Origin of the sequence: Litoribacter populi, assembly GCF_007483685.1 — a bacterium.
Classification (GTDB): domain Bacteria; phylum Bacteroidota; class Bacteroidia; order Cytophagales; family Cyclobacteriaceae; genus Litoribacter; species Litoribacter populi.
This window is the reverse complement of the sequence record NZ_VMKN01000001.1, coordinates 1,940,907-1,963,880: the sequence shown is the minus strand read 5'-3', so window position 1 is coordinate 1,963,880 and position 22,974 is coordinate 1,940,907. Positions and strand designations below refer to the sequence as shown.

At 34.7% G+C, this 22,974-nt stretch carries 21 protein-coding genes; all 21 read right to left on the bottom strand.

Annotation, left to right across the window (positions count from 1 at the left end; translation table 11 throughout):
* Positions 1-19: 19 nt before the first annotated feature.
* A complete protein-coding gene (locus FPL27_RS08620) occupies positions 20-913 on the bottom strand; it encodes a beta-1,6-N-acetylglucosaminyltransferase (protein ID WP_143960710.1) in 894 nt (297 codons plus the stop codon).
* Between the two features lie 10 nt (positions 914-923).
* Positions 924-1,949, bottom strand: a complete 1,026-nt coding sequence (locus FPL27_RS08615; RefSeq protein WP_143960709.1) for a glycosyltransferase family 2 protein — start codon at positions 1,947-1,949, stop codon at positions 924-926.
* The gene (locus FPL27_RS08610; RefSeq protein ID WP_143960708.1) at positions 1,946-3,007 is read right to left on the bottom strand and encodes a glycosyltransferase; all 1,062 of its coding nucleotides are present in this window, start codon (positions 3,005-3,007) and stop codon (positions 1,946-1,948) included. Before FPL27_RS08610 ends, FPL27_RS08615 begins: the two co-directional genes overlap by 4 nt.
* Positions 3,008-3,013: 6 nt before the next feature.
* On the bottom strand, positions 3,014-4,000 hold the full coding sequence (locus FPL27_RS08605; RefSeq protein WP_143960707.1) for a glycosyltransferase: 987 nt from the start codon (positions 3,998-4,000) through the stop codon (positions 3,014-3,016).
* A complete protein-coding gene (locus FPL27_RS08600) occupies positions 3,991-5,046 on the bottom strand; it encodes a glycosyltransferase family 2 protein (protein ID WP_143960706.1) in 1,056 nt (351 codons plus the stop codon). The genes FPL27_RS08605 and FPL27_RS08600 overlap by 10 nt, the downstream gene beginning before the upstream one ends.
* A 45-nt stretch (positions 5,047-5,091) precedes the next feature.
* On the bottom strand, positions 5,092-5,964 hold the full coding sequence (gene rfbA, locus FPL27_RS08595) for a glucose-1-phosphate thymidylyltransferase RfbA (protein WP_143960705.1): 873 nt from the start codon (positions 5,962-5,964) through the stop codon (positions 5,092-5,094).
* A gap of 65 nt (positions 5,965-6,029) precedes the next feature.
* The gene (locus FPL27_RS08590; RefSeq protein ID WP_143960704.1) at positions 6,030-6,791 is read right to left on the bottom strand and encodes a glycosyltransferase family 2 protein; all 762 of its coding nucleotides are present in this window, start codon (positions 6,789-6,791) and stop codon (positions 6,030-6,032) included.
* A gap of 11 nt (positions 6,792-6,802) precedes the next feature.
* On the bottom strand, positions 6,803-7,687 hold the full coding sequence (locus FPL27_RS08585) for a glycosyltransferase family 2 protein (RefSeq protein ID WP_143960703.1): 885 nt from the start codon (positions 7,685-7,687) through the stop codon (positions 6,803-6,805).
* Positions 7,684-8,250, bottom strand: coding sequence for a putative colanic acid biosynthesis acetyltransferase (locus FPL27_RS08580; protein WP_143960702.1), 567 nt, complete (start codon positions 8,248-8,250; stop codon positions 7,684-7,686). Before FPL27_RS08580 ends, FPL27_RS08585 begins: the two co-directional genes overlap by 4 nt.
* Positions 8,250-9,407, bottom strand: coding sequence for a glycosyltransferase (locus FPL27_RS08575; protein ID WP_143960701.1), 1,158 nt, complete (start codon positions 9,405-9,407; stop codon positions 8,250-8,252). Before FPL27_RS08575 ends, FPL27_RS08580 begins: the two co-directional genes overlap by 1 nt.
* Before the next feature lie 14 nt (positions 9,408-9,421).
* Positions 9,422-10,519 carry a glycosyltransferase family 4 protein gene (locus FPL27_RS08570; RefSeq protein WP_143960700.1) on the bottom strand — a complete coding sequence of 366 codons (1,098 nt, stop codon included), beginning with the start codon at positions 10,517-10,519 and terminating at the stop codon, positions 9,422-9,424.
* A 3-nt stretch (positions 10,520-10,522) separates the two neighbouring features.
* On the bottom strand, positions 10,523-11,713 hold the full coding sequence (locus FPL27_RS08565; protein WP_143960699.1) for an O-antigen ligase family protein: 1,191 nt from the start codon (positions 11,711-11,713) through the stop codon (positions 10,523-10,525).
* Positions 11,714-11,726: 13 nt separating this feature from the next.
* On the bottom strand, positions 11,727-12,188 hold the full coding sequence (locus FPL27_RS08560; protein ID WP_221936589.1) for an acyltransferase: 462 nt from the start codon (positions 12,186-12,188) through the stop codon (positions 11,727-11,729).
* A gap of 11 nt (positions 12,189-12,199) precedes the next feature.
* Positions 12,200-13,327 carry a glycosyltransferase gene (locus FPL27_RS08555; protein ID WP_221936588.1) on the bottom strand — a complete coding sequence of 376 codons (1,128 nt, stop codon included), beginning with the start codon at positions 13,325-13,327 and terminating at the stop codon, positions 12,200-12,202.
* A gap of 44 nt (positions 13,328-13,371) precedes the next feature.
* The gene (locus FPL27_RS08550; protein ID WP_143960696.1) at positions 13,372-14,334 is read right to left on the bottom strand and encodes a glycosyltransferase; all 963 of its coding nucleotides are present in this window, start codon (positions 14,332-14,334) and stop codon (positions 13,372-13,374) included.
* Positions 14,334-15,467 carry a glycosyltransferase gene (locus FPL27_RS08545; protein WP_143960695.1) on the bottom strand — a complete coding sequence of 378 codons (1,134 nt, stop codon included), beginning with the start codon at positions 15,465-15,467 and terminating at the stop codon, positions 14,334-14,336. Before FPL27_RS08545 ends, FPL27_RS08550 begins: the two co-directional genes overlap by 1 nt.
* Before the next feature lie 8 nt (positions 15,468-15,475).
* Complete coding sequence (locus FPL27_RS08540) at positions 15,476-17,266, bottom strand: ABC transporter ATP-binding protein (protein ID WP_143960694.1); 1,791 nt, start codon at positions 17,264-17,266, stop codon at positions 15,476-15,478.
* Between the two features lie 141 nt (positions 17,267-17,407).
* Positions 17,408-19,786 carry a GumC family protein gene (locus FPL27_RS08535; RefSeq protein ID WP_143960693.1) on the bottom strand — a complete coding sequence of 793 codons (2,379 nt, stop codon included), beginning with the start codon at positions 19,784-19,786 and terminating at the stop codon, positions 17,408-17,410.
* A 3-nt stretch (positions 19,787-19,789) separates the two neighbouring features.
* Positions 19,790-20,620: a polysaccharide biosynthesis/export family protein gene (locus FPL27_RS08530; protein WP_143960692.1), complete on the bottom strand. Its 831-nt coding sequence runs from the start codon at positions 20,618-20,620 to the stop codon at positions 19,790-19,792.
* Positions 20,621-21,048: 428 nt separating this feature from the next.
* A complete protein-coding gene (locus FPL27_RS08525; RefSeq protein ID WP_143960691.1) occupies positions 21,049-21,987 on the bottom strand; it encodes a GNAT family N-acetyltransferase in 939 nt (312 codons plus the stop codon).
* Positions 21,988-21,991: 4 nt separating this feature from the next.
* The gene (locus FPL27_RS08520; protein ID WP_235893399.1) at positions 21,992-22,846 is read right to left on the bottom strand and encodes a 1-acyl-sn-glycerol-3-phosphate acyltransferase; all 855 of its coding nucleotides are present in this window, start codon (positions 22,844-22,846) and stop codon (positions 21,992-21,994) included.
* Between the last annotated feature and the right edge of the window lie 128 nt (positions 22,847-22,974).

The window sequence follows — 22,974 nt, the reverse complement described above, 5'->3', positions numbered from 1 at the left end:
ACGAAAAATTTAGGAAATTTCATAAGACTTGATTATCAAGATATTCCATTATAGAAGGATCGACATTAAAATCGAATTTTCGGGCAAATAAATGGTCGGTATTTAGAATATTTTCTTTATCCCCATAATTAAGTATAGCCCCAACCCTATCCCATTCCAAAAAGTGAAGAGTCGTATTAACTAACTCTTCTTGATTCGGATAATTACCCATAATTGTTTGAAACATAAATTCATCAGCTACCATAACATATCTGAAAAATTTGTAAAAATCAGGATTGCCATAAATAGCCTCATAAATATATTTCACATGCTTTATATTTAAGGCCCAAAACTGAGCCCCTCCATAAGGTATAAATCCGCTTGGAAATTTTCTATTGGGAAATAACTTTCCTATAGTATTTTTAATTAAATGAGAAAGTCTAGGCCTAGATCTAAATAGTTTGTTTGGAAAACCATATTGCTGACTTTTAGTAACAAAGTACCAATTGGTGAGCCTATCATACCCTCCATTGTGATCTCTCCATGTTGGATGGGGCAATAGATTGTAGTTAATGAATGATTTTCCATTATGACGTTCAAAAAAATTAAGAATATACTCATTAGATTTAATGGGATAATCCTGACCACTCATTAAACACAAATAATCACATGGAATGTTTTTCTCAACAACCAGTTTCAACCCTTCATAGCTAGCTTCAACAATACCAAATCCAGCCCAATGACAAGTATACCTTTTGATAAATTCAACATTACCATATTTTAGAAAAGTGCTTTCCAAAAATGAAAAATCATTATTACCAACTTTTTTATCCCAATGTATTAAAAAGTGGGTGTGGTCCATATTTAATCTATCAACCAATTTGATTAGTTGCTCTGGATATCTATGGGCCAATATCAAATAAACAATCCTCATAAACCTTGATTTAAGGGAATAAGCCCCTAGTTTTTCTACGGAGTAATGATTTGAGAAAAAATTTGGTATCAAACATTTCCCATTTTAGATACTTACTACTATTAATAAAACCCATGATTTCTAATCCAATTGGTGTAGACCATGTGACATTTGTTAATATTCGATTTAACAGAAAGCTTTCTACAAATTTTCTTTGAAAGCCATCATGGTATTTAAAAGTTTCAATAAATTTCAAAATTAATCTTTCAATATCCCCTAATTCTTCTAAGGAGTTACAACATTGAGGATAACAGATATACTGTAGAGGTAGCAAATCCTCTTCTTGTAGCTGAACCCCATAGTCAAGTAATACTAGTCGAGTTTTAGCAAGGCTATTTCTCCTTTGAATGGTATGTTTCGTGGTAGAAACCTGATTTTGATGTAATCGATATTTGATCAAATAGTCGGGGTGGTTTGCCAATTTGCCAAACTTGGAGAGGTCTAACCACATGGCTTTGTCCTCAGCATAATAGTATTCCTCGTTATAAACTATTTTATGATCTTTCAAGATTGAATTTCTTATAATGGCACTTGGGTGGGGTATAGAGGTGTTAAAAATAGAACTAAAGAGAAGATCGGTTGAATCTGTAATATTGAATACTTTCGTTTCTGTTTCTGGATGGCCATCCAAAAAGTTAATTTTACCACTGCCACAAACAACTACGTCAGGATTGGTCTCCATAAAAGAAACTTGTTTTCCCAATCGATCCGGCAGACTAATATCATCCGCATCCATTCTGACGATATATTTAGAATCAATTCTTTCAATCCCCAGATTAAGGCAATATATATATCCTTTATTAAATGGGTTAATTTGGAAAATTATCCTCGGATCAGCATAAGACTTAATTATTTCCGGTGTTTCATCAGTGGAGCCATCATCGATAATAAAAAATATAAAATCTTTATAAGTTTGACTTAGAATTGACTCAATAGATTCTCTAATGTAATTTGCAGCATTAAACACCGGCATTAGAACCGTAACTACCTCACTCATAAACTATTAAAAATTTTCTTTAAAGAATTTAATACAAGTTGATCTGGTTTTAAATAGGAGTTATAATACTCAAAATTTGCCTCCATCATATTTTGCCTTAAAGACTTGTCGTTTAACAACTTTTGGATCTTGGAAATTAGCGATTGTGGACTATTGAATTCCAAAAAATTTCTCCCACATTTAAAATCTCCAGTAGTAGTATAAGTAAGTGGCTCAGTTACAATAGCTCGACTTACCGCAATATACTCTGCAAATTTCCATCCTGTAGAATTATGAAGTCCTCGAGTGGCAATGCAAATGTTACTTTTTTTAACTTTTTTTAGATAATTCAGCTTTCTAATTTTTCTTTTTTCGAGAATTAAATGAGGCGCCATTCTTCTAGCCAAAGGAGAGTCATATAACCCACCACTAAACTGTTTGCCAAATTCTTTTCGGCACTTTTCAATAGCACTTATCCTAGAAAAATTGATGTCCTTTAACTCTGAGGCAAAATCAGGATTGTCAGTATGATCATGGGGATCCCACAAACGAGTATAAAAAAGTATCTGACATGGATCTTCATCAGCAGGAGGGTGAACATAGATGTTTTCAGGAATATTTTCCTGCGAATACTGAATCAACTTTTCTACCAAAACTCTAGGAGTATTAATCAAGGAATCAATATCCGATTTGAGAAAAAAATATGGAGAAGGAACTACGTTGAAATTGAAGCCTAAGGGAAAGAGCTTACATGTTGGACTTGCAAAATCATAAAGAGAAGGTTGAAAACTTCTTTTAAAATAAAAATCAACTCCCTTTGTGACCGTTTTGAAATATTTCAAATTATCAATTTCACTTGTCTTATTGACCCAATTAAACCCATCCAAAAGATCATACCTAATTTTTAACTTACTATTTATCACTACATCAAAAAATCCGTCATTCTCACTATCTAGATTTGAAATTTCTAAGTCAATAATTCCAGTTTTATTTAAAATATAAAAACCTGTAAAAATCTGATTACAATGAACCGTCTGGGGTTTAGATACTTTACAATGAATATTTTGTATTTTATTCAAAACATACTAATTTAAAGTTCTAATAATTTTTTTAAATAAAAATGGATCAAAATTTAGTAAAATTCGATAAAAATTTAATCTTAAGTTCATTTTGTAAGAGAACCCTTTAATCTTTCTAAATGGAAAAAGTTTATAGAATTTAAGCTTCTGATATAGTTTTATCTCTTCTTCTTTGCTAAACTGACTGTTCAAAAAGTCTAAATAAAGCATTTGGTTAAGGTCTTCACATCTTTTTTCTAACCCTTTATAAAGAGATGATTTCTTTTCTACCTCTTCTTTAAAACAGTCAATACAATTATAAACAACAATCATTGATTCATAAAAAAACAATCTTTCTGAATCATTATCGCTATTAACAGCAGAGTTTAATCTTTGTCTATATTTTACTAATGGCGTTGTAAATGATTTAACCCGCTTTACACAGTACATCATCCTGGGCAAAAATTCATAATCTTGCATTTTATAGGGTGTAATAAAATTCAGGCCATTCTTAACAAGAATAGCCCTTCTAATGATATATTGCCAAATGTAATTATATTGCACATTATGTAAATAAAAATCTTCTCCATTGGATATTTTTGAGTCATTAAACACTGGATTTAAATTTAACCAATCAGACTCCCTCCCTTTTTCATCTACCAAATTGAAAGAAAAACCCAAAACATCCAATTCACAATCCCTCAACAACTTAATAGCCTTTTGAAGATTGGCCGTGAATACTACGTCATCACCATCGACAAACCAAATGTATTCACCAGAGGCATATGCTAAACCAAGATTTCGAGCTGCACCTACCCCTTTATTTTCTTGATTCAAGATCCGGATGTTCCCGTAATTACATGACAACCTTAAAAGAACACCCAAGGTATTATCAAAAGACCCATCATTTACGACAATAATTTCATATGAATCTTCGTCAAAAATTAAGGATTCTATACACTCTTCGATATACCTATCTAAATTATAGGCGGTAACAATAATGCTTAATACCATAGTTTTTTATGTAAAAATTTCAAGAACAGGTTTTCACCTTTATAAAAACACCTTGAAATTATTTTAACATATGTCATAAACCTAACCTGATATAGACTCATCAATTCACTCTTACGGACAAAGACCAAAACTTCTAGTCCAATCCTTGATGACCTAGAAACAATTGTAGCTAAACGATCATGAAGACTCTTCTCTAACTCTTTCACAAACTTAAATTCAACAGTATATGCTTTATCAATTATTTGAAAAATTAACTGTTCTACTTCGAAGAGCTCTTTTAAAGTCTTACATTGTTCTTCATAACAAATTTTTTTGAGCAATGGAATTCTATTTTTATCAATATAAACACCCATAGTTTTAAAAAATTCATAAGTTATGTCAGTACTATTATCCCGTTGAATTTCTAGAAACAATGAAGTCACCTGTTTTTTGTGAATTCTATAATATAAAAGTGGTTCTGATAAATTAGCAAGTACACCAAATCTTGACATTCTTAGCCAAAGATCTTTATCTTCGGCATAATAAAATCTTTCGTCATATTGAAGCTTATTATCTTTTATAACCGATGTTCTAAGAATGGCACAAGGATGATGTATGGAAGTGTTAAAAAGAGAATTTACAAAAAGTTCTGTCTCATTGATTATGGCTTTTACAAATTGCGGTTTACGCGAGCAATTTTCAAAAATATTAATTCTACTACCTCCACAAACCACCACTTCGGGATGATCTTCCATATAGTTAACCTGATGAGCAATTCTATCAGGTAATGAAACATCATCCGCATCCATTCTGACTATATATTTGCTAGAGATCCTTCTTAATCCAAAATTGAGACACTCAATATATCCTAAGTTTTGCTCATTTTTAATATAGCTAATTCGAGGATCTTCGAATGATTTGATGATTTCCGCACTATTATCAGAGCTTCCATCATTAATGATTAAAAATTCAAAATCCGAAAAAGTTTGATTCAATATGGATTGAATGGTTTCTGGCAACCAGTGAGCCACATTGTAAACAGGCATTAAGACAGTAACTAATGTCATAAAAAAATAAAAAGGGAATTGCTGAAAGCAACCCCTTTATAAAAATTATTCTGCAATTTTTAAAATATACTGACCATAGGTACTTTTTGCCAAAGGCTCACCTAACTTCCTTAATTCGTCCTTAGAAATATATCCCATTCTATAGGCAACTTCCTCAATACAGGCAATTTTCAAACTTGTTCTTTTTTCAACGGCCTTTACAAATTCTGTTGCTTCACTCATGGATTCATGGGTACCTGTATCTAGCCAGGCATATCCCCTACTTAGTTTTTGAAGTTTAAGGTTCTTATCCTCTAAGTATAATTGATTTATGGATGTAATCTCAAGCTCTCCTCTTTCAGATGGCTTAATATCCTTTGCATATTTCACCACATTATTAGGGTAATAATACAAGCCAACCACAGCATAGTTAGATTTTGGTTCTTTGGGCTTTTCTTCAATACCTAAGACATTACCGTTTTCATCAATTTCGGCAACACCATATCTCTCTGGATCCTCTACATAATACCCAAAAACAACCCCCTTTTTCTCCTTTTCGGCAATGCTTGCTGACGTAGTTAAAAGGCTGGGAAGACCTGCTCCGTAGAAAATATTGTCTCCTAAAACTAGGCAAACATCATCATCTCCAATAAAATCCTCTCCAATTATAAATGCTTGAGCAAGTCCATCTGGTGAAGGCTGTTCCGCATAACTTAATTTTATTCCTAATTGGCTTCCATCACCCAATAGTTTCTCAAAACCCGAAAGGTCATGTGGGGTTGAAATTATCAAAATTTCTTTTATCCCCGAAAGCATCAAAACTGACAAAGGATAATAAACCATTGGCTTGTCATAAATAGGCATCAACTGCTTACTCACAGATATTGTCAATGGGTGTAAACGCGTGCCGGAGCCCCCGGCTAAGATAATTCCTTTCATTTATACTCTTTTATATGCAACTGCATATGGATTAAAAATTCAAAACAGCTCAAAAATAGTATTTTTCAGGATACTTTCCACCTTGGCATCAATTCAAAAACTTTAACAAAGTATTTAAAAGCCAAAACTCCAAGGTATGTTTTTATGCCATTTTCTTTACAACCTCTTACTATTTCTTTATTCAAAATATAATTACTGTAAATAGATTTTGTACTTGCACCCCCAGTTCGCATGATGATCATATCTAAGGGTACATACCGATAAGGTAGTTTATGTTTGTATAGAAACCTGGTCAACAACTCATAATCAGCAGCTATCTTATAGTCTGTCTGATAATACCCAAATTCCTCAAACCACATTTTTCGAGTAAAAAAAGTTGGATGTGCCGGCATAAAGCCATACCTAAACCACGAGGGATTAAAAAATTTTGAACTATAATACCTAACTGTTCTATTTAACTTTTGGGGGTTGACGAACCTCACATCTCCAAATACAGCTTCTGCATCCGTGTTAATAAACTCTTTGGCTATTTTAGAAATAACCCTGCTATCCTTATAAAAATCGTCGGAATTCAATATCCCCACTACCTCTCCAGATGCCATTTTTAATCCCTTATTCATCCCATCATATATCCCTCGGTCTGATTCTGAAAACCATACAATTCTCGGGTCGTCATAAGATTCAAGAATTTCCTTTGTACCATCCTTTGAGTTCCCATCTGCTATAATGTATTCCAAGTCAGGATAGTCCTGGCTTAACACTGAATCGATGGTATCTCTAATGGTGGTTGCACTATTAAAACTAGTAGTCACAATGCTTATTTTCATAATTGAATCAGCTAAAAATCTATGTTATATTTTTTTGAAAAATGTGTTTTTATGGCTTCAGTATCTTTCCCATATTTGACACGAACCTCGAGAAGAAGGACATCAACCAATGTTCTATACCACCAACCTTGCATAAAATGCCACACAAAACCCTCTTTACCATCCAAAAATCCTAACTGAATAAAATAGCGGTAAAAAAAATACAGAAAAGATCTAAAAAATAGTGGAAATCTATTGTAAAGGCCTTTTTGGCTTGCCTTACTCAAAATCGTTTCATCTGGACCTTTTTTACCCGAGTAAGTGAAGTTAGATGATAAAACATCAATTGCCTCTCTCGCAGCATAGTTGTTGTGCTTGTTTATCCACCAACTGATATCATTCAGATTCTCATCCACAAACTCTCCTTTGAAAGAAGCTGTTTGTCCTGATGTTATAACCATGCGTTCATCCATCCATTTTTGCTGTGAAATAGCTTTACCGAGACGGAACAACCTCAATATTTTCACCCCATTGGCTCCACCCCTTTTGATGTGTCTTCCCATAAATACTCTTCGCAAAGGAAGATAAATCCCGTTAACTTCTGAGGTAAGATTAGGCAATTCATTTTCTATTTCATGAATGAGTTCTGAGGTTAAATATTCATCCGCATCCAACCTCAATATCCATTCACCCTGAAAAGGTAAGCTTGCTAATGCCCAATTGAGTTGTTTTGCATGACTCTTTTCCCATTTTCTCTGATAAAAGTTTACCAGGTTTTCTCTGGCAATTTCACTCGTCTTATCTGTCGAAAATGAGTCTACCACATGAATATCATCCGATATAGCCTTTGCACTATCAAGACATCTTTGAAGATGAATCTCCTCATTAAATGTCAAAATAACTACGCTAATTTTCATCCTACCAATTTCCTAGTTTTGATAAACTTAGCCGGATTTCCTCCAACTACACTCCAACTATCAACATCTTTGAAAACAGCAGCTCGAGCCCCTACTACAGCTCCTTGTCTAAGCGTCACCCCAGGACCAACAAATGATTCTGCAGCTACCCAAACCTGATCTTCAATCCTTATGGGAAAAACAACAAGTGGGTGATGGGCAAGTGTAATATCGTGCGTAGCTGTACACAGATAGGCTTTTTGCGAAATTGTGGAGTTCTGTCCAATAGTGACTTTTCCAGGATTGTAGCAGTCCACTTTCGGTCCTAAGCAAGAGTAATTTTCCATAATCAAATTCCAAGGAGCCCAAACTTTTGCTGATGAATTGATGGTAGCCTTATAGGAAATTTTAGCCCCAAATATATTATAGATAAAAACTCTAAAGGAATTAAAAATAGTAAGTGTAAATGGTCTAATTAGTAGAAAGTAGACAAAGCCCCAAATAAATCTACCAGCTTTATTATAAAAACTGAGTTTATTCTCATATTTCGATAAATTGACCTTAAATGTATATTCTTCAACCATCAGTCAAGTTTTAAAAAAGTTGGAGGAGTAGTGTCTCTATTTAACACCCACTTATATAAGGTTTTCATTTCTTCCGCAACCGCCATTTGGGAATATTTATTTTTAACTAGCTCCTGGCCAGCTATCCCCATTTTCAATCTTTCACTCTCTTCTTGATGAAAGGCGCGTAATATGTAGGACTTTAAATTCTGCGGTTCATTGTTTACCCACCACCCACATCTAAAATCTTCCAAATCTTTCCAAGGCGTTCCCTTTGATGCGATTACAGGAACACCTTTTGAAAGGGCTTCAGTAACTACCATTCCAAAGTTTTCGGATTTACTTGGTAATAATAAGTAGTGAAAAGATGAGATCATTTTTTCTTTATCTTCTCCATCCAAAAATCCAGTAAAAGCAATATTTTTAATTTCTGCCCGATGAATTAAAATTTCAAGTTTTCTTTTATATTTTTTTTCACCATCTCCAACAATCACAAGCTCAACTCTTTCGCTATTTACATCCTTTAAAAATAGTCTCCATGCTTCAATTAACCCTTCGATATTTTTTATAAAATTCAATCGCCCAACAAAACCATACCTAACTACCTTACGACATTTTTTCTCAATTACTTCAAATGGAAATGGCAGAGCTATGGGATTAGGAATAATAGCTACTGGGTTAGTAAAGTTTAAAGATCTTATCACTCTATACTCCTCCTCACATGTTGCATGTAGAACAGCAGCGCACGCTAAATCCCAATCCTGAAAAAACTTAGAAGCGATTGATTTTATCAAATTAGAATGCTCCAGGGCTGATGGGTATAACATCCCACGAAGAGTGAAAATATAAGGCTTTTTAGATTTTATAGCTTGTCTAGCTGCGGTATGTGGCAAAAATTCCCAAAGTCCATGAATATGGAAAATATCAAACTGCCTATGATTATGTTTCAAAAACTTGATTGCGGATAAGGAATATTCCCACTTTGGAAAAAGAGAGTAGGGTAACTTCCATATAAAAACTTCTTCTGAAATTAACCTTTCGTTCTCTTTTCTTGGCGCAAAAGTGAGCATTTCTATATTTAACCCAACTTGCTGTAAACCTTTAACTAGGGTAAATGAACTTAGAGATGGTCCCCCAGAACTTTTGTTTAGTGTGGAAATAATATGTAGTACTTGCATAAAAATTTAAAAAGTTAAAGCCAAGGAGCAGATTGAACTTCGTCTGAACCATCAAAAATATGTTCTATAATATTCTCAAAATAATTAGAAACTACTGGGCCTGATATTGTATTTGAAGCCCACACCTTTATTGAAGTCCTAGTTGCGATATTAACAATCCCTGAATCCAAAGATTTTTTAAAAGCATTTTCAAAAGATTCCTCTGAAAATGGATTAAATATATACCCTACACTTTGTTGTGAAACCAATGCGCTGGCTCCACATTGTTCACTCACCAATACTTTCATTCCTGACATCAAAGCTTCATTGACAACAGCCCCCCAGCCATCAAAAAAACTAGGAAGGACTAGATAATCATGGCTTTCCATTTGCTCGAATACTTCGGTATTGACTACCCCTCCTAAAAAATAAATTTTAGAATGGATATTAGACAGTTTTTTAATTTCATTTTCCAAAGGCCCAACACCTACGATTGTAAATTTATGGAAATGCTCAGAATATTTTTCTACAGTTTTCAACACTGAAAGAATGTTTTTCCTCTTAATCAGTGCTCCAACGTAAAGGTAGCTCGGTTTCCCTCTTTCCATAACCTGAGTATCTCTCCTCATTTCGGGATTTTCCGTAAAATATCCCCAATCAAAAATTTTATTTTCGGGAAACCCAATTTTTACAAAACAGGATCTGGCAGTTAAACCTGTGGCAAGAATTCCTTGAATCTTTCTTTCATACCTCAGAAAAAGTAATTTATATTTAATAAATCTTAAAATCCCCTTCAAACCCTTCAAATTAACCGTTTCTAAATAGACCAAAATATGACTATTGAGAGCTATGGCTCTTTTAAATGCCTCATAGACAAATTGAAATGCATCGATTCCACCAAAAACATGAATAGCATTGGGATGATTTTTAAAAACTGATTCTACCTGACTTGAGGAAGCATCTACCCGAACATCTACCTCTCCAAAATTCGGAGCTGTCCAACCTAATGCTTTTCTGTTTTCACTATATTCTTTGGATACTAATAAAATCACCTTATTGCTTTTAGCAATATTTTTTAAAAAGGCTGACTGGTGAATGCTTAAAGCATACTGCCAAAAAATAAAAGTCCTCATTCTTTAAATTATCTGTATTTTACCAGTTTGTTTAAAAATCTCAATATTCCCTAATAATAACCATAGGTAAAAAAACATTACTCCACCAGAAGAAAGTAGATATCCTTCAGCAAGCATATGTATAGAAAAAAATATTAAAAGACTACCTAATACTCCTATATTCAATATATCAGTTTTATCCTTAATTACAAATGCGATGTAGGATACAAAAACACCTATGAGCATCAAAAACCCCAAAATCCCTGTCATGGACAAGGCGGCTAAGAATGAACTTCCCGGTTCAACTTTTCCATCATCATCTATCTTTTTTTTTGCATTATATTTTAAGTGCGAAAAGCCTACTCCATATATTGGAGATTCATAAAATTCAAGAAATCTTGCATCCCAAATAGACCTACGAGTAGCAACGAGATCACCCTTTTTATCGCTATCTTGCATTTTATTTTGAATTCCATCGGCATAGGAAAGCCAAATAGGGCTTGACAACCCTATGAGACCAGATATAATTAAAATGGTATATAGAAATTTGGATAACCTTTGCTGGTAAATTTTATAGAAAAAAAACAAAAGAGCCCCAATACAAGCAAGAATTGCAGTTCTAGAACTAGCTAGTAATAGGCTTAGAAAAGAAGACGACATACAAATTTGGTATAAAAGTATCAACTTTTTATTGGGTCGATTGGAAATTTTTTCATGATAAAATAAATAAAGAGCAAGCAATAAGGAAATAGAAGCCATAGGACCTAGGATCATGGTATGCACAAAAAATCCGCTCCAGCCCCCCCTTCCCTCAGGAACTCTTAATGGTAGAATTTTGGTTAAAAAACTTGCGGAACCTAGAATTAAAATGAACAGGTTAACCTTGCTAAAAGTAAAATATCGAAATGCGAAAAATTTGGGGGAAGAAATAAATGGTCCTAACAATCCAATCATAATTAGGAAAGAAGCCAATCTAAACCAAGGTTGAAATTGGGAAGGAATACTGTTCAACAATATACTTACCATTGCAAAAAACAAAAATCCACACAAAAATAAATTTAACTTATTAGCCCCTCCAGAAAATAAGAGGAGAACAAAGTACAAACCACAGATACCATAATAAATACTTTGGTTCACTTCAGGACTAACTATAAAAACCTGATTGATACCTATAGCACCCACAAAAAAAGCTGAATATTTAATAAATGAATTCAATTTCTCTTTAAAGCTAAGTCAATTTTTTGATCAATTTTGCTGGAACTCCACCGATTAAGGAATTTGGGGGAAATTCACCTTTGACTACCGCACCTGCCGCGACTATACTTTTGCTTCCTATAGAGGTCCCTGCTAATATTATTGAACCAGCGGAAATCCAACTTCCGTCTCCAATTTTGATAGCCTCCTGTGTTCCTTTACCTGCCACCCTATCTCCCACCAGGTCAATATGATGTGATCCAGTAGTGAAAAATACATTTGGAGCAATATCTACATTTTTCCCTATTTCAATCTTACAAGCACTAATTATGTGACAATTATGACCCACCCAGGTATTTTCACCTATAGTCAAATCCCCTATACCGCGAATTTGAACTGAGGAACAGATACGAACCCCAGCTCCAAGCTTTGCTCCAGCAGTCTTATACAGTTTGTTTTTTACACTAAAGAGCCTGGTTTCAGGAATTAGAGGCATAAGTAGATTAATCAAATATTGTATACTGGAACGCATCCTACAGCTTCATTAAAAATTTCTTCATATTGTTTTCCTATCTCTTCTGCAGTAAAGCTTTTGGAATACTGGATTGCATTTTTACTCATTTTTTTCAAATCAGAAGTGATGATTTCATGAAGGGACTTTGCTAATGAATATGGATTTTCGGTTTCATAAAATATGGCTACCTTCTGGCTGGTGAGAATTTCCTGGGTTACTGGTATGGTCGATGCCACTATTGGTAAACCACAACTCATGGCCTCAATTTGGACAATTCCAAATCCTTCTGATCTAGAACAAAATACAAATACTGAGGCCTGAGCAAGGTGCTTTTTTACATTACTAGTATATGGAAAAAGTTTTACCCTATCCCTTAAATTGAATTCATCAATTTTCTGCTCTAGAAAAGGCTTTAATGGGCCATCTCCAACTATATCAAGAGTCCACTCCTTATTTGTAAGTGCGAAAATTTTGAATCCCTCTAATAACACATCAAATCCTTTGTGATGCGCACATCTACCCAAAGCAATAAATTTCTTATTGGATAAAGTGGAAATTTCATCGTACTCCATGTCATGAGCATTATATACTCTAACTGCCTCAAGCCCCAACTTATTGAAAAAAGTTTTCTTATCATCATCCGATAATACGATCAGGTTATCCAGTTTTTTTAAATAATGCTGGAATATGAACTCATGTTTGTAATTTCCTCGATCAGAACTTCCAAAGAAGTGATCATAGGATGCTTGGATCACACCTACCATTGGTGTTTTGACTCTTTCCTTAACCGAAGCCATCCAAAGATCACTCCCAGTATCAAAGCCCACCACTAAATCGAATTGATTATCATTTATAAAATCAACCAAAAAATTTCGTTGCTTTTTTAGAAACATCAAAGATCCATATTTCTCAACCCTTTTAGCATTAAAAAAACCCTTTTTTGCCAATATATTCAATGTATTTCGTATGATTTTCCTAGGAATACTAAGCTCATAAACAGTAATTTTTTGGGCATCTGGCATGTTATAAAGATTACCATCTTTCTTTCCCGATGTCAAAAGGAGATGAACATCATGCTTTTTACTAAATTCTTTAGTCATAGTAGCAGTAATCCTTTGCATTCCACCATGAGTAAAAACACTATAGGTAAGGAAACATATCCTCATTATATAAGCCTATTATAATAGAATGAGAACTTACTAAATAAAAGTGGGAAATTCTTTAACCAAAAGTATTTCCCAAATTCTTTCATATTCATCCCTTTCCAATTTTCAAGGAAACCGATTCTCTTCAATGATTTGACTTCAGCATCTGAATTTGGGTAAATGGAACTATCATGCAAAAAATTGCTGTACTGCTGAAGTAGATACTCATTCAACAATCTTCTATAGGCATCCGTTATCGGCAATGAATTTCTAAAATCTCTCAAAGATTTAAAGATCTCTATCCAACTTTTTGCTTTTTTAGGGCTAAAGCTCGTCATTATTGAACCGGACCTGATTTGATAGATATAAACTGCTGAATGTAATATTTGCAACTTTTCTATAAAGTATAACAGCCGAGGAGTATGCTCATTATCTTCATGGACGATTCCTTCTTTCCAAAAAAGGTTATGCTCAAGTAACAGTTTTCTTTTGGTGATGTATCTCCAAGAACATAAAAAATCACCCGGCCTATTTGCAAAATATTCAACCCCTTTATACACCCTATTTTCTTCAAACTGATGATTGACCATGGAAGAATTTGAATATTTACCGTCCTCAGTACATCTTTGAAAATTTACTATTAAGGATTCGATAGGTGAAATCAAACAAGCCAGAATATATTTCAGAGAACCTTCCGTTATGCAATCATCACTATCTATAAACCAAACAAATTTTCCTTTAGCCTCCCTCAACCCTGTATTGCGAGCTCCACTCAAGCCTCTATTTTCTTGGTTTATTAAATGCACATTTCCGTAAAGTTTTGAAAATCTTTCAGCAATTTTACCTGAACGATCTAAGGAGCCATCATTTACTATTATTACTTCATATTGAGATGATTCTACCTCTTGATCTAGAATACTTTTTAAACATCTGGAAAGGTAATCCTCGACATTGTACGTTGGTAAAACAATTGAGAGTAACATCAAATTAATAGGTTTTCAATTTCTAACATTGTTTTCTCTTCATCGAAAATCTCGGATCTAACCAATGCCTTAGACTGGTATTCAAGTAACATATGAGGATTGTCAATTAGGGATTTAACTGCAGAATAAATCGAGAAAGAATCATGACTAGTAATAATCCCATATTCATTATTACCTAAAATCTCACGAGAACCTGGACTGGAAGTACATACTACAGTTCTTCCCAAGCATATTGCTTCGCAAACCGTCAAGGGGTATCCCTCGGTTATAGAGGTGTTTATATATACATCCGCTGCTTGTAAAAACGGATAGGGATTAGATTTATAACCTAGGAAAATAAATTCTTTTTCGAGTTGTAAATGTTGAACTTGCGCCTTTAGATCATTTTCCAATTCTCCCTCCCCGATCAACCAAACCTCAAATACATATCCAGTATTTTTTAGAAGTTTTGCAACTTCCACTAGTCTATAGAAAGCCTTTTGGATTTCTAATCTCCCCACTGAAACAATTATAAATTTGTTTTTTTCAACAGTATAATCCTTAGCCCTTAATAGAATAGAGGATTTAGGTATTAGGTTAGTTTGTATCACCTGTTTATTCTTCGGAACATTAAACAATTCGTTAAATTCCAACATGGAATCCTTGCTCACAAAAACTATTTTATCATATAAATTGTAAAACTGGGATTCATCTTCCACACTTTCAAAAAAAGTAGATGTGTAGTGGTTATTCTTCAGATCAGTGTGCACCCATGCAATACGTTTATTTGCATTCTTTTTATAGCTTAGGTATTTGGTTGATAGACCTTCCATAAATGCAATCTCAAGATCGTAAATGTTTCGAAATCTATAGTTAACAAAAAATCTTGTTAAAAAATCATTTCCCAATTTCTTAGGCCATTCAAACATTATCTTATTAAAAAATCTCAGTAGGTACGTATTCTGCGGCAACAAATAAACAATTTGAACATTTGATGGAATTTTTTCAAAGTGAACGCCTCCTGAAAACACCAACCCGAGTGTAATTTGATATTTATTATAATTAATTCTTTCCAAAATATCAATCAATACTTTTTCAGCACCTCCACCACGTAATGTGTTAATTAGTATAAAAATAGATTTCTTATTAATCATCAATTATTCTAAATCTCTTGTAAGGCAACCATGTTTTTAAAAGCAACCGAATCCTCTACCAAAGAATAAAATTCGCCAGACCCCATAATTCTACCCTTTTGGAGTAGTACTATCTTATCGGCATTCTTTATCGTACTTAATCTATGGGCAACAATCAGTATAGTATAATTACCTTTTAAATCCTCAATATTTTGTTGGATAGCTTTTTCGGTTTCAGAGTCTAATGCTGAAGTGGCCTCGTCCATTATTAGGATTTCAATATCCTTATATAATTCCCGAGCTATAGATAAACGTTGTTTTTGCCCTCCACTTACCATTACGCCATTACTTCCAAGTTTAGCATATTCCTGCCCGGGTATACTTCGCACAAATTCTGCAATCGAGGCCTTTTCTAAAGCCTCCCAAAACCTACGTTTGTTGTGTTCATTATCATCTGCCCAAAAAGTTATATTATTATAGATCGTATCATCAAAAATTACCGGTTCCTGTGTGATGTAACCAACTTTTAAAGCCAAACTTCTTACATCTATCTTCGACCTATCCATACCGTCAACATAAATACTTCCACGATCGGGAGCCATAAGTCCAGCAATGATATTGACTAATGTAGTCTTCCCACTTCCACTTTCTCCGACAAAAGCAATAGTTTCATTCTTTTTAATTTCAAGATTGATATTCTGCAATATTGGAGTAATACCATAATTGAAATGTAGATTAGTAAGGGTTATCCCATCTTCGATTGTTTTGACAGGTATACTACCGAATTGTTCTCTTCCAGCTCTTAATTCGTTCATAAAAGCTGTCATATTTTTAAGAGAACCCGTGGTTCCTATGAAGGAATTATATGTGTTTTGTAATCCCATTAAATAGGCAAGAGCCCTGTAAAAAAACAGCAAACTTAGCAATATAACCCCCATATTGGTCCCAAACCAGTTGAGCTGAACAAGGATAACAATTGCTACTACACTTACCACCAAGGGTTCTCTAGAACCGCTTAATATAGCTGCATACTTCCCAATTTTCATAGAGCTATCCTCTATTTTAACAATTGTTCTCTTAAGCTTTTGTCCGAATGAATAAACCAATCCAGTAGCTTTTAGATACTTAAAAAACGCAACTTTCTGGACCAATAAACCTTGAAAATCATGAGCATCTTCAGTAATCTGGGCAGAAAGATCTTTAGTTTTTCTATAGATTTTTCCATATAAATAATTGGTAACCACACCTCCCATTACCACCAAAAGTGCAAAATGAGGATTAGCAAAAAATGCTAAAGCGGCATATACAGAAACCATTATTACTGCCTGAATGGTATGGAAGTAAAAAATATATGATTGTAAAACTTGACCTACTTCTCCCGAAAAAGTATTTTGAATTCTTCCTGAGTCAGCCAGCACAAAGGATTTATAATTAAAATCTGAAAGACTATCAATATTATCAAACCTCATTTTAGTTATAAAAAATCTTCTAAGAATCACGGAGTAATATTCAGAACAGAAGTAAAATAGGCCTTTCATACAGAAGAAAAACACTAACACTATTAACACGGCCCCAACTCCAGTACCTAATCCAATATTGTCCATCCAGGCAAGAAGAAAACCCAGATTTCCCAAACCTTCTGCTGAAGCTTGTCCATCAGTTGACTCGAGTAAAGGCAAGAACATTGCAATCCCCAAACCATCCATAAGCCCTACAGACAGACTTAATCCCAAAGCGATAAATATCCTAAACCTTAGATGAAAGAAGAAATATGCAAAAGATGAAAAATATTTTAAAATTATTTTTTTAATACTATCCATATAGGAAATTTTACTCTAAAAATTATAAACTAATAGTTAACAATACTCCATGCACGGCTTCGCCCCGTCAGCCCCATTAACAAGCTTAGCATCAATTGATTATAAATTTTATATTTACTTCAGTTCAAGAAATTCAAAAAATCAAGCGGGATCTTTAACTAAAACTTTTGACTTCCCCTCACTTTCATCACCATAATAACCAGCAGCATATCCAGAACGGACATCCTCACAATCATTGTAAACTATATAAAGCGAATTAAAATTGGTTTTCTCTAAAGTATCCTTACATGCCTCAAGAGCTTCAAGAGTTGTTTGATCTTTTCTTATCACAAACAACCCTGCATCACACAAAGACATGATATCCAAGGTCTCTGCAACTACCCCCATGGGCGGTGTATCAAAAATAATCGTATCGAATTGTTCATGTAAAGCTGCCACAAACGTTCTGAATTTCTGGGTCAATATTAACTCAGCAGGATTTGGAGGTATCGGACCAGCGACTACTACATGAAGGTTCTCATAATCGGTTGGCGTCACAATTTCCTCATAACTGTTCTGCCCGATTAAGTATGAAGTTAACCCTAACTTGTTTGACATATGAAATGAATCATGAAGCCTTGGTTTTCTAAGGTCTACACCTACGATCACTGTTTTCCTACCACTTAATGCGAAAATTGAAGCAAGATTGACAGCAGTAAAGGTTTTACCATCCTTGGGTTGACCAGAGGTCACAAAAAGAGATTTCATTTCCTTCTCAGGAAACAAATACTTGAAGTTTGCTCTAATTGACCGATAAGCCTCAGTCACGTGGGATTTAGGGAAATTATAAACAGCCAAATCACCTTGAACCTTGCTTTTAGGTACATTACCTATTATGGGATAAGTAAAATATTTCTTGATATCTGAGACTGATTCCACCTTGTTTCGGAAAAAATCCTTGGTAAAAATGAATAGAGCAGGAATTATAAGGCCTAGTAGGATCCCAATAGCCAAGTTGTTCTGGTGTTTTGGAAAAACAGCTTCGATAATTCTTGGTTCATCAAGGATGTTGTTTTGACTTTTGGTAGCAGCTTTAGAGATAGCGGATTCTGCTCTTCGTTGTAGCAAGTAATTGTAGATCCCTTCGTTGATGGTGAATTTCCTCTGAATGGATAGTAATCGTCTTTCTGTTGCTGGCAAACTATTTACCTCACTGTTTACTTTGGCAATCCTACGATCTAGATCCTCACTTTGCGCCTGGGTATTAATGAGTAGGTTCTTAAGATTTTCCCTCAGAGATCTGATAACGATTCTAAGTTTTTCCTCTTCATTCTTAAGTCTGGAGTTATCTTTTGTTAAGGCCAATCTCAAAGTTGAGAGTTGCCCTTGTTGCTCCAATACTTTCCCCACAAGCTGGTTCAGTACCGGTTCAGTAACCCCAGCCAATGAAGGCACCATCAAATCTTCAAACCTTTCTTCCTGCACATATTCATTTAAAGTATGGTAATACCTTAAACTCATATCCAAAACCGCTTTTTCTTGCTCTAAATCAGCAAGCCTTCCATATATAGAGGCCCCCTCACTGCTTAAATCAAAAATTTGATGATTCGTCCGGTAATTCTCAAGTCTATTTTCTATATGATTAAGACTGTCTGTAATTCCAGTTAGTTGAGAATCAATAAAGTTGACGATGTTCTCTGCAGTCTTATTGGCTTGGTCCAGTTCCTCTTGTATGTATTGATTCATCAAAGCAGACAAGTAAATCTTGGCCTTTTCAGGAGAAGAACTGATCATTGATAATTTGATAATTGTACTTTCATTCAACGGTTCCTCAAACTTCACAGAATACAAATACCCCAAAACCAGGTCATGGGTGGGGTGAAATCTTACAATTAGTTCTCCTCTAAACTCTTGATCAATAATGTTAAAGGTCATAGCCCCAAAAGGCGTCATCTGCGGCGCTCCATCTTTCAACCTAGCTTTCAAATTACCCTCATTATAGGAATAAGTCTTTGAAACTGGATTATAAATATTATAACTGTCTCCTTCCGTTTCTAAAGTTGCCCCTTCATCCGTAATGGACAATATCATGGTACCGTTGGCGACATAGGGTTTATTAAGATCTAAATTTATATTAACAGGTGCTACTCTATACAGATCATGTTCGTCTCCTAAAATGTTCTTTTCGGAGATAGAAACATTAAAATCCAAATTTTCAATTGTGCGGGCATGAAGACCAAATGAAGATAGAATTCCGATTTCGTTTTCGAGATTGGTCCCAGTTTGGGGTACCAAATTTTCAAATAAAACGGAATTCATGTTTTCCTTTCCAAAATCACCAATCAGCACTGATGACTCTACTTTGTATTTGGTAAAAAGGATGTCATTGACAAAATAGGTAACACCAAAGCCTATAGCGGGAAATATCAAGAAAAGATACCACTTAGCAAGAAACTTCTTAAGCAAAGCCTGAAAATCGTAACCATCTCCAGTAGCTTCAAAAGGATTGTTTTGCGAATTATTTTGGACATTGTTTTTCATACCCTAGTCATTTAGAAAAATTGCATAAATAAATAGACCTGCTGACAGCAAAGTCATAAACAATTGAAAAGTCTGCACTCCAGTTTCCCCCCCACCTATTTCTCTAGCTTTGATCGGTTCGGCATATAGTTGATCATTGGGCTGTATGAAGTAAAAAGGCGAATTAATGATGTTTCTGTCCTTAAGATTTACCCGGTGAAGCTTAGTGCCTTCAGGATATTGCCTCAACACCAGTAATTCATCCCTTTTAGCCAAGATGGTCAAATCCCCTGCATTTGCAATTGCCTCAAAAATGGTAAGTCGGTTTTGGAGTACTACGAATTTACCACCCATCTTAAATTCTCCAAAGGCCGCATACCTAATACCTCCAAGCTTAACCCGAACAAAAATTTCATCTTGAAAATACTGCATCAAGTTTTTCTCAACGAGCTCTTTGATCTCATCCGTATTTAGACCCTCAACGGAAAGTTTTCCAACAAAAGGCAATTCTATCATACCAGTCTTGTCTACGGTATACCCGGTCATATAGTAAATATCACCACCGCCGCCACCCATGAAGCCACCGCCCATACCCATTTGCCCTCCTGCTCCCATTCCAGAAGCGAGGTTAAAAATTTCATTTACCTCTATATTAGTGGAGCGAACCTGTACATCAATTATATCATCCCGCTGTATTCTATATACAGGCAAATCATAGGTTACCAAGGTTTCTTCTTTAATTTCCGTTTTTCCGGCAAGATTTTGAAGATATATGATCTTTTTATTAGAAATACAGCTTGAAAATGCAGTTACACATAACAATACATACGCTACTCGTAAAAACTCGGTCTTCATAAAAAATCAGAAGTTTATCCTAAAAACTGGTTACAAATAAAACAAAATGCTTTTCGAATATACATTTTTGTATTTAACTAGACAAACATCTAGCAAAATTTTCCACAGAAAAATCGCCAATGTCAACAAATAGGTTTGGGAAAGGGGATTTATACCTTCCTATTGAAAGGATTATTTTAGTATTTTTTGACCAAAATACCGTTGGAAGTTGATTAAAAAGGCAGAAAAAACTGCTTTTTAAAACGCAGAAAAAACTCATACTGGGAATTTTAAAAATTGATCTTGGTAATCAAATTCGATTATTGAAGGGTCAATCAAGCCAAGTCCCTAAAAAAATAAGCAATAGGAATATCTTCAAATCTTGGTTAAAGATACTTGTTAAAAACAAAAAAGCCAATAATTTTAAATTATTGGCTAAAAAAATAAGATTATTTTACCCTATCCCGCTCAAAGGTATCCATATGCCTGCTTTTTTTAGTCTCGTAGATATCATCTATGGTTATCAGAATCCCAGTTTCTTCTACCGCTCCAAATTCGTTATTCATACAGGTACCAAATGTTTTCATGCTAGAAGAAAGGTTCATATAGGTATTGATCAATGGCGGAATGTTTTCCCCATAGGCCCGGACCTTGCTGTTTAGTACTTTATAACCCTCCTTATAATCAAGTCCTTCAAACAATTTTTCAAACATAATTGTATCCCCATAATAGCCAAGAGGCTCCAATGGTCTTACTAATTCTTCGGTGTCAGGAAAATAATGATTCATAAAATAGAGTAGCAGGTCACGAGCCTCCTTATTATAATGCGGGTACATTGTCACCTTACCAAATAGATATTTCACATCGGGATTGAGCATAACTATGGCCCCAAGACCATCCCAGAGGTTATCCAAAGAAAAAAGGCCTTTTCTCTTATCCTTACTCGGCTGATATTTCGGTTGAACAAATGAACGGCCTAACTCAATGGTATGTGGTAGGAAGTCTTTGATGAATTTTTCGGAAAACTTGAACAAATGGGCTGTCGACAGATTCAACTTCCCGTTTTGGCTGACTCCGTTTTGACCACAATTAATTAGCCTATAGCCGGCTATTATCTCTTCGTCTTCAGGATTGTAGGCAATCAACTGGTCATAGCACCTTTCATTTGTATCATTCTCATCAATATCAAAAGGAAGGCCTGTACCACCCCCAGCCTGTCGAAATGTAATCTCCCTTAATCTACCTATCTCTTTTACCACATTTGGCGCATTATGATAATTGACCAAGTAAATTTCATTATTTCCATTATTAGTATAACGGAGAAACCTGTCCCTGTTCAATTCATTCTTTAATGTTGATTTATCTATAGGTGCTATAATTTCTTGCATAAGTCTATTTATCTTGAGCCATCTGATACACACGATCCCTCATTTCACTTGCCCATTGTTTTTCATTTTTACTGCTGTCAAAATGCTGATAAGGCACCGGTTTCCCAATATGAATTATCACTTTTTTGCCCCTTTGCTGAAACATTTCATCAGCAAGGTAAAACATCTCAACGTTCGCTTTTATCCCTGCCATTTTTCGGATTCGGGCAAGGTTGTAAAAGAAGCCTGAATTCCTCCCATCGATATATACAGGAATAATCGTCTTTCTATATTTTTTCGCTTTTGAAATAAAGCTTTTTTTCCATTCTAAGTCCTTGATGCCCTCAGGTTGCTTTCTGGAAACCAGTCCTGCTGGAAAAACCAATAAAGCATCATCCCCCGAGTAGGCCGCCTCGATCGCTGCTATTCCTACCCTTCCGTGACTACCATGCTTATTTACCGGTACAAAAAGGGATTCAAAATTTTTAATATTGGTTAATATATCATTGACCAGAAACTTGATGTCTTGTCTATGCTTACCCAGCACATGCATAAATGCTATTCCATCTAAGCCGCCCAATGGATGATTGGCTACAAATATCACCCCTTTTTCCAAGGATATATTTTCCTCACCTCTGAGCTCCACCTCGACTCCGAATTCATTGATTAAAGCATCCACAAATTCCAGACCTTGAAGGTGACCATGTTTGTTCATGATAGTGTTAATATCATTCTCATGAACAATTCTCTTAATATACTTTAAAATTGGAGAAGGTAGCCACTTTTTCAAGCCTGGGTTTTTATCTCCAAGGATTTTTTCAATATCTATAAATTTCTCTTTTCGTTCCACAGACACTACTATAACATTTTCAAGTTCCACTTAACCGCCTGATTCCTAGTATTTTTATCCACACACCCATGCAATCAAGTTTCTTGTTTGAGGCAGATTTTAAAATATCCGCTCCCTAAAAATACAAAAAAATATCAATTGGATAGGTTTGAACATCA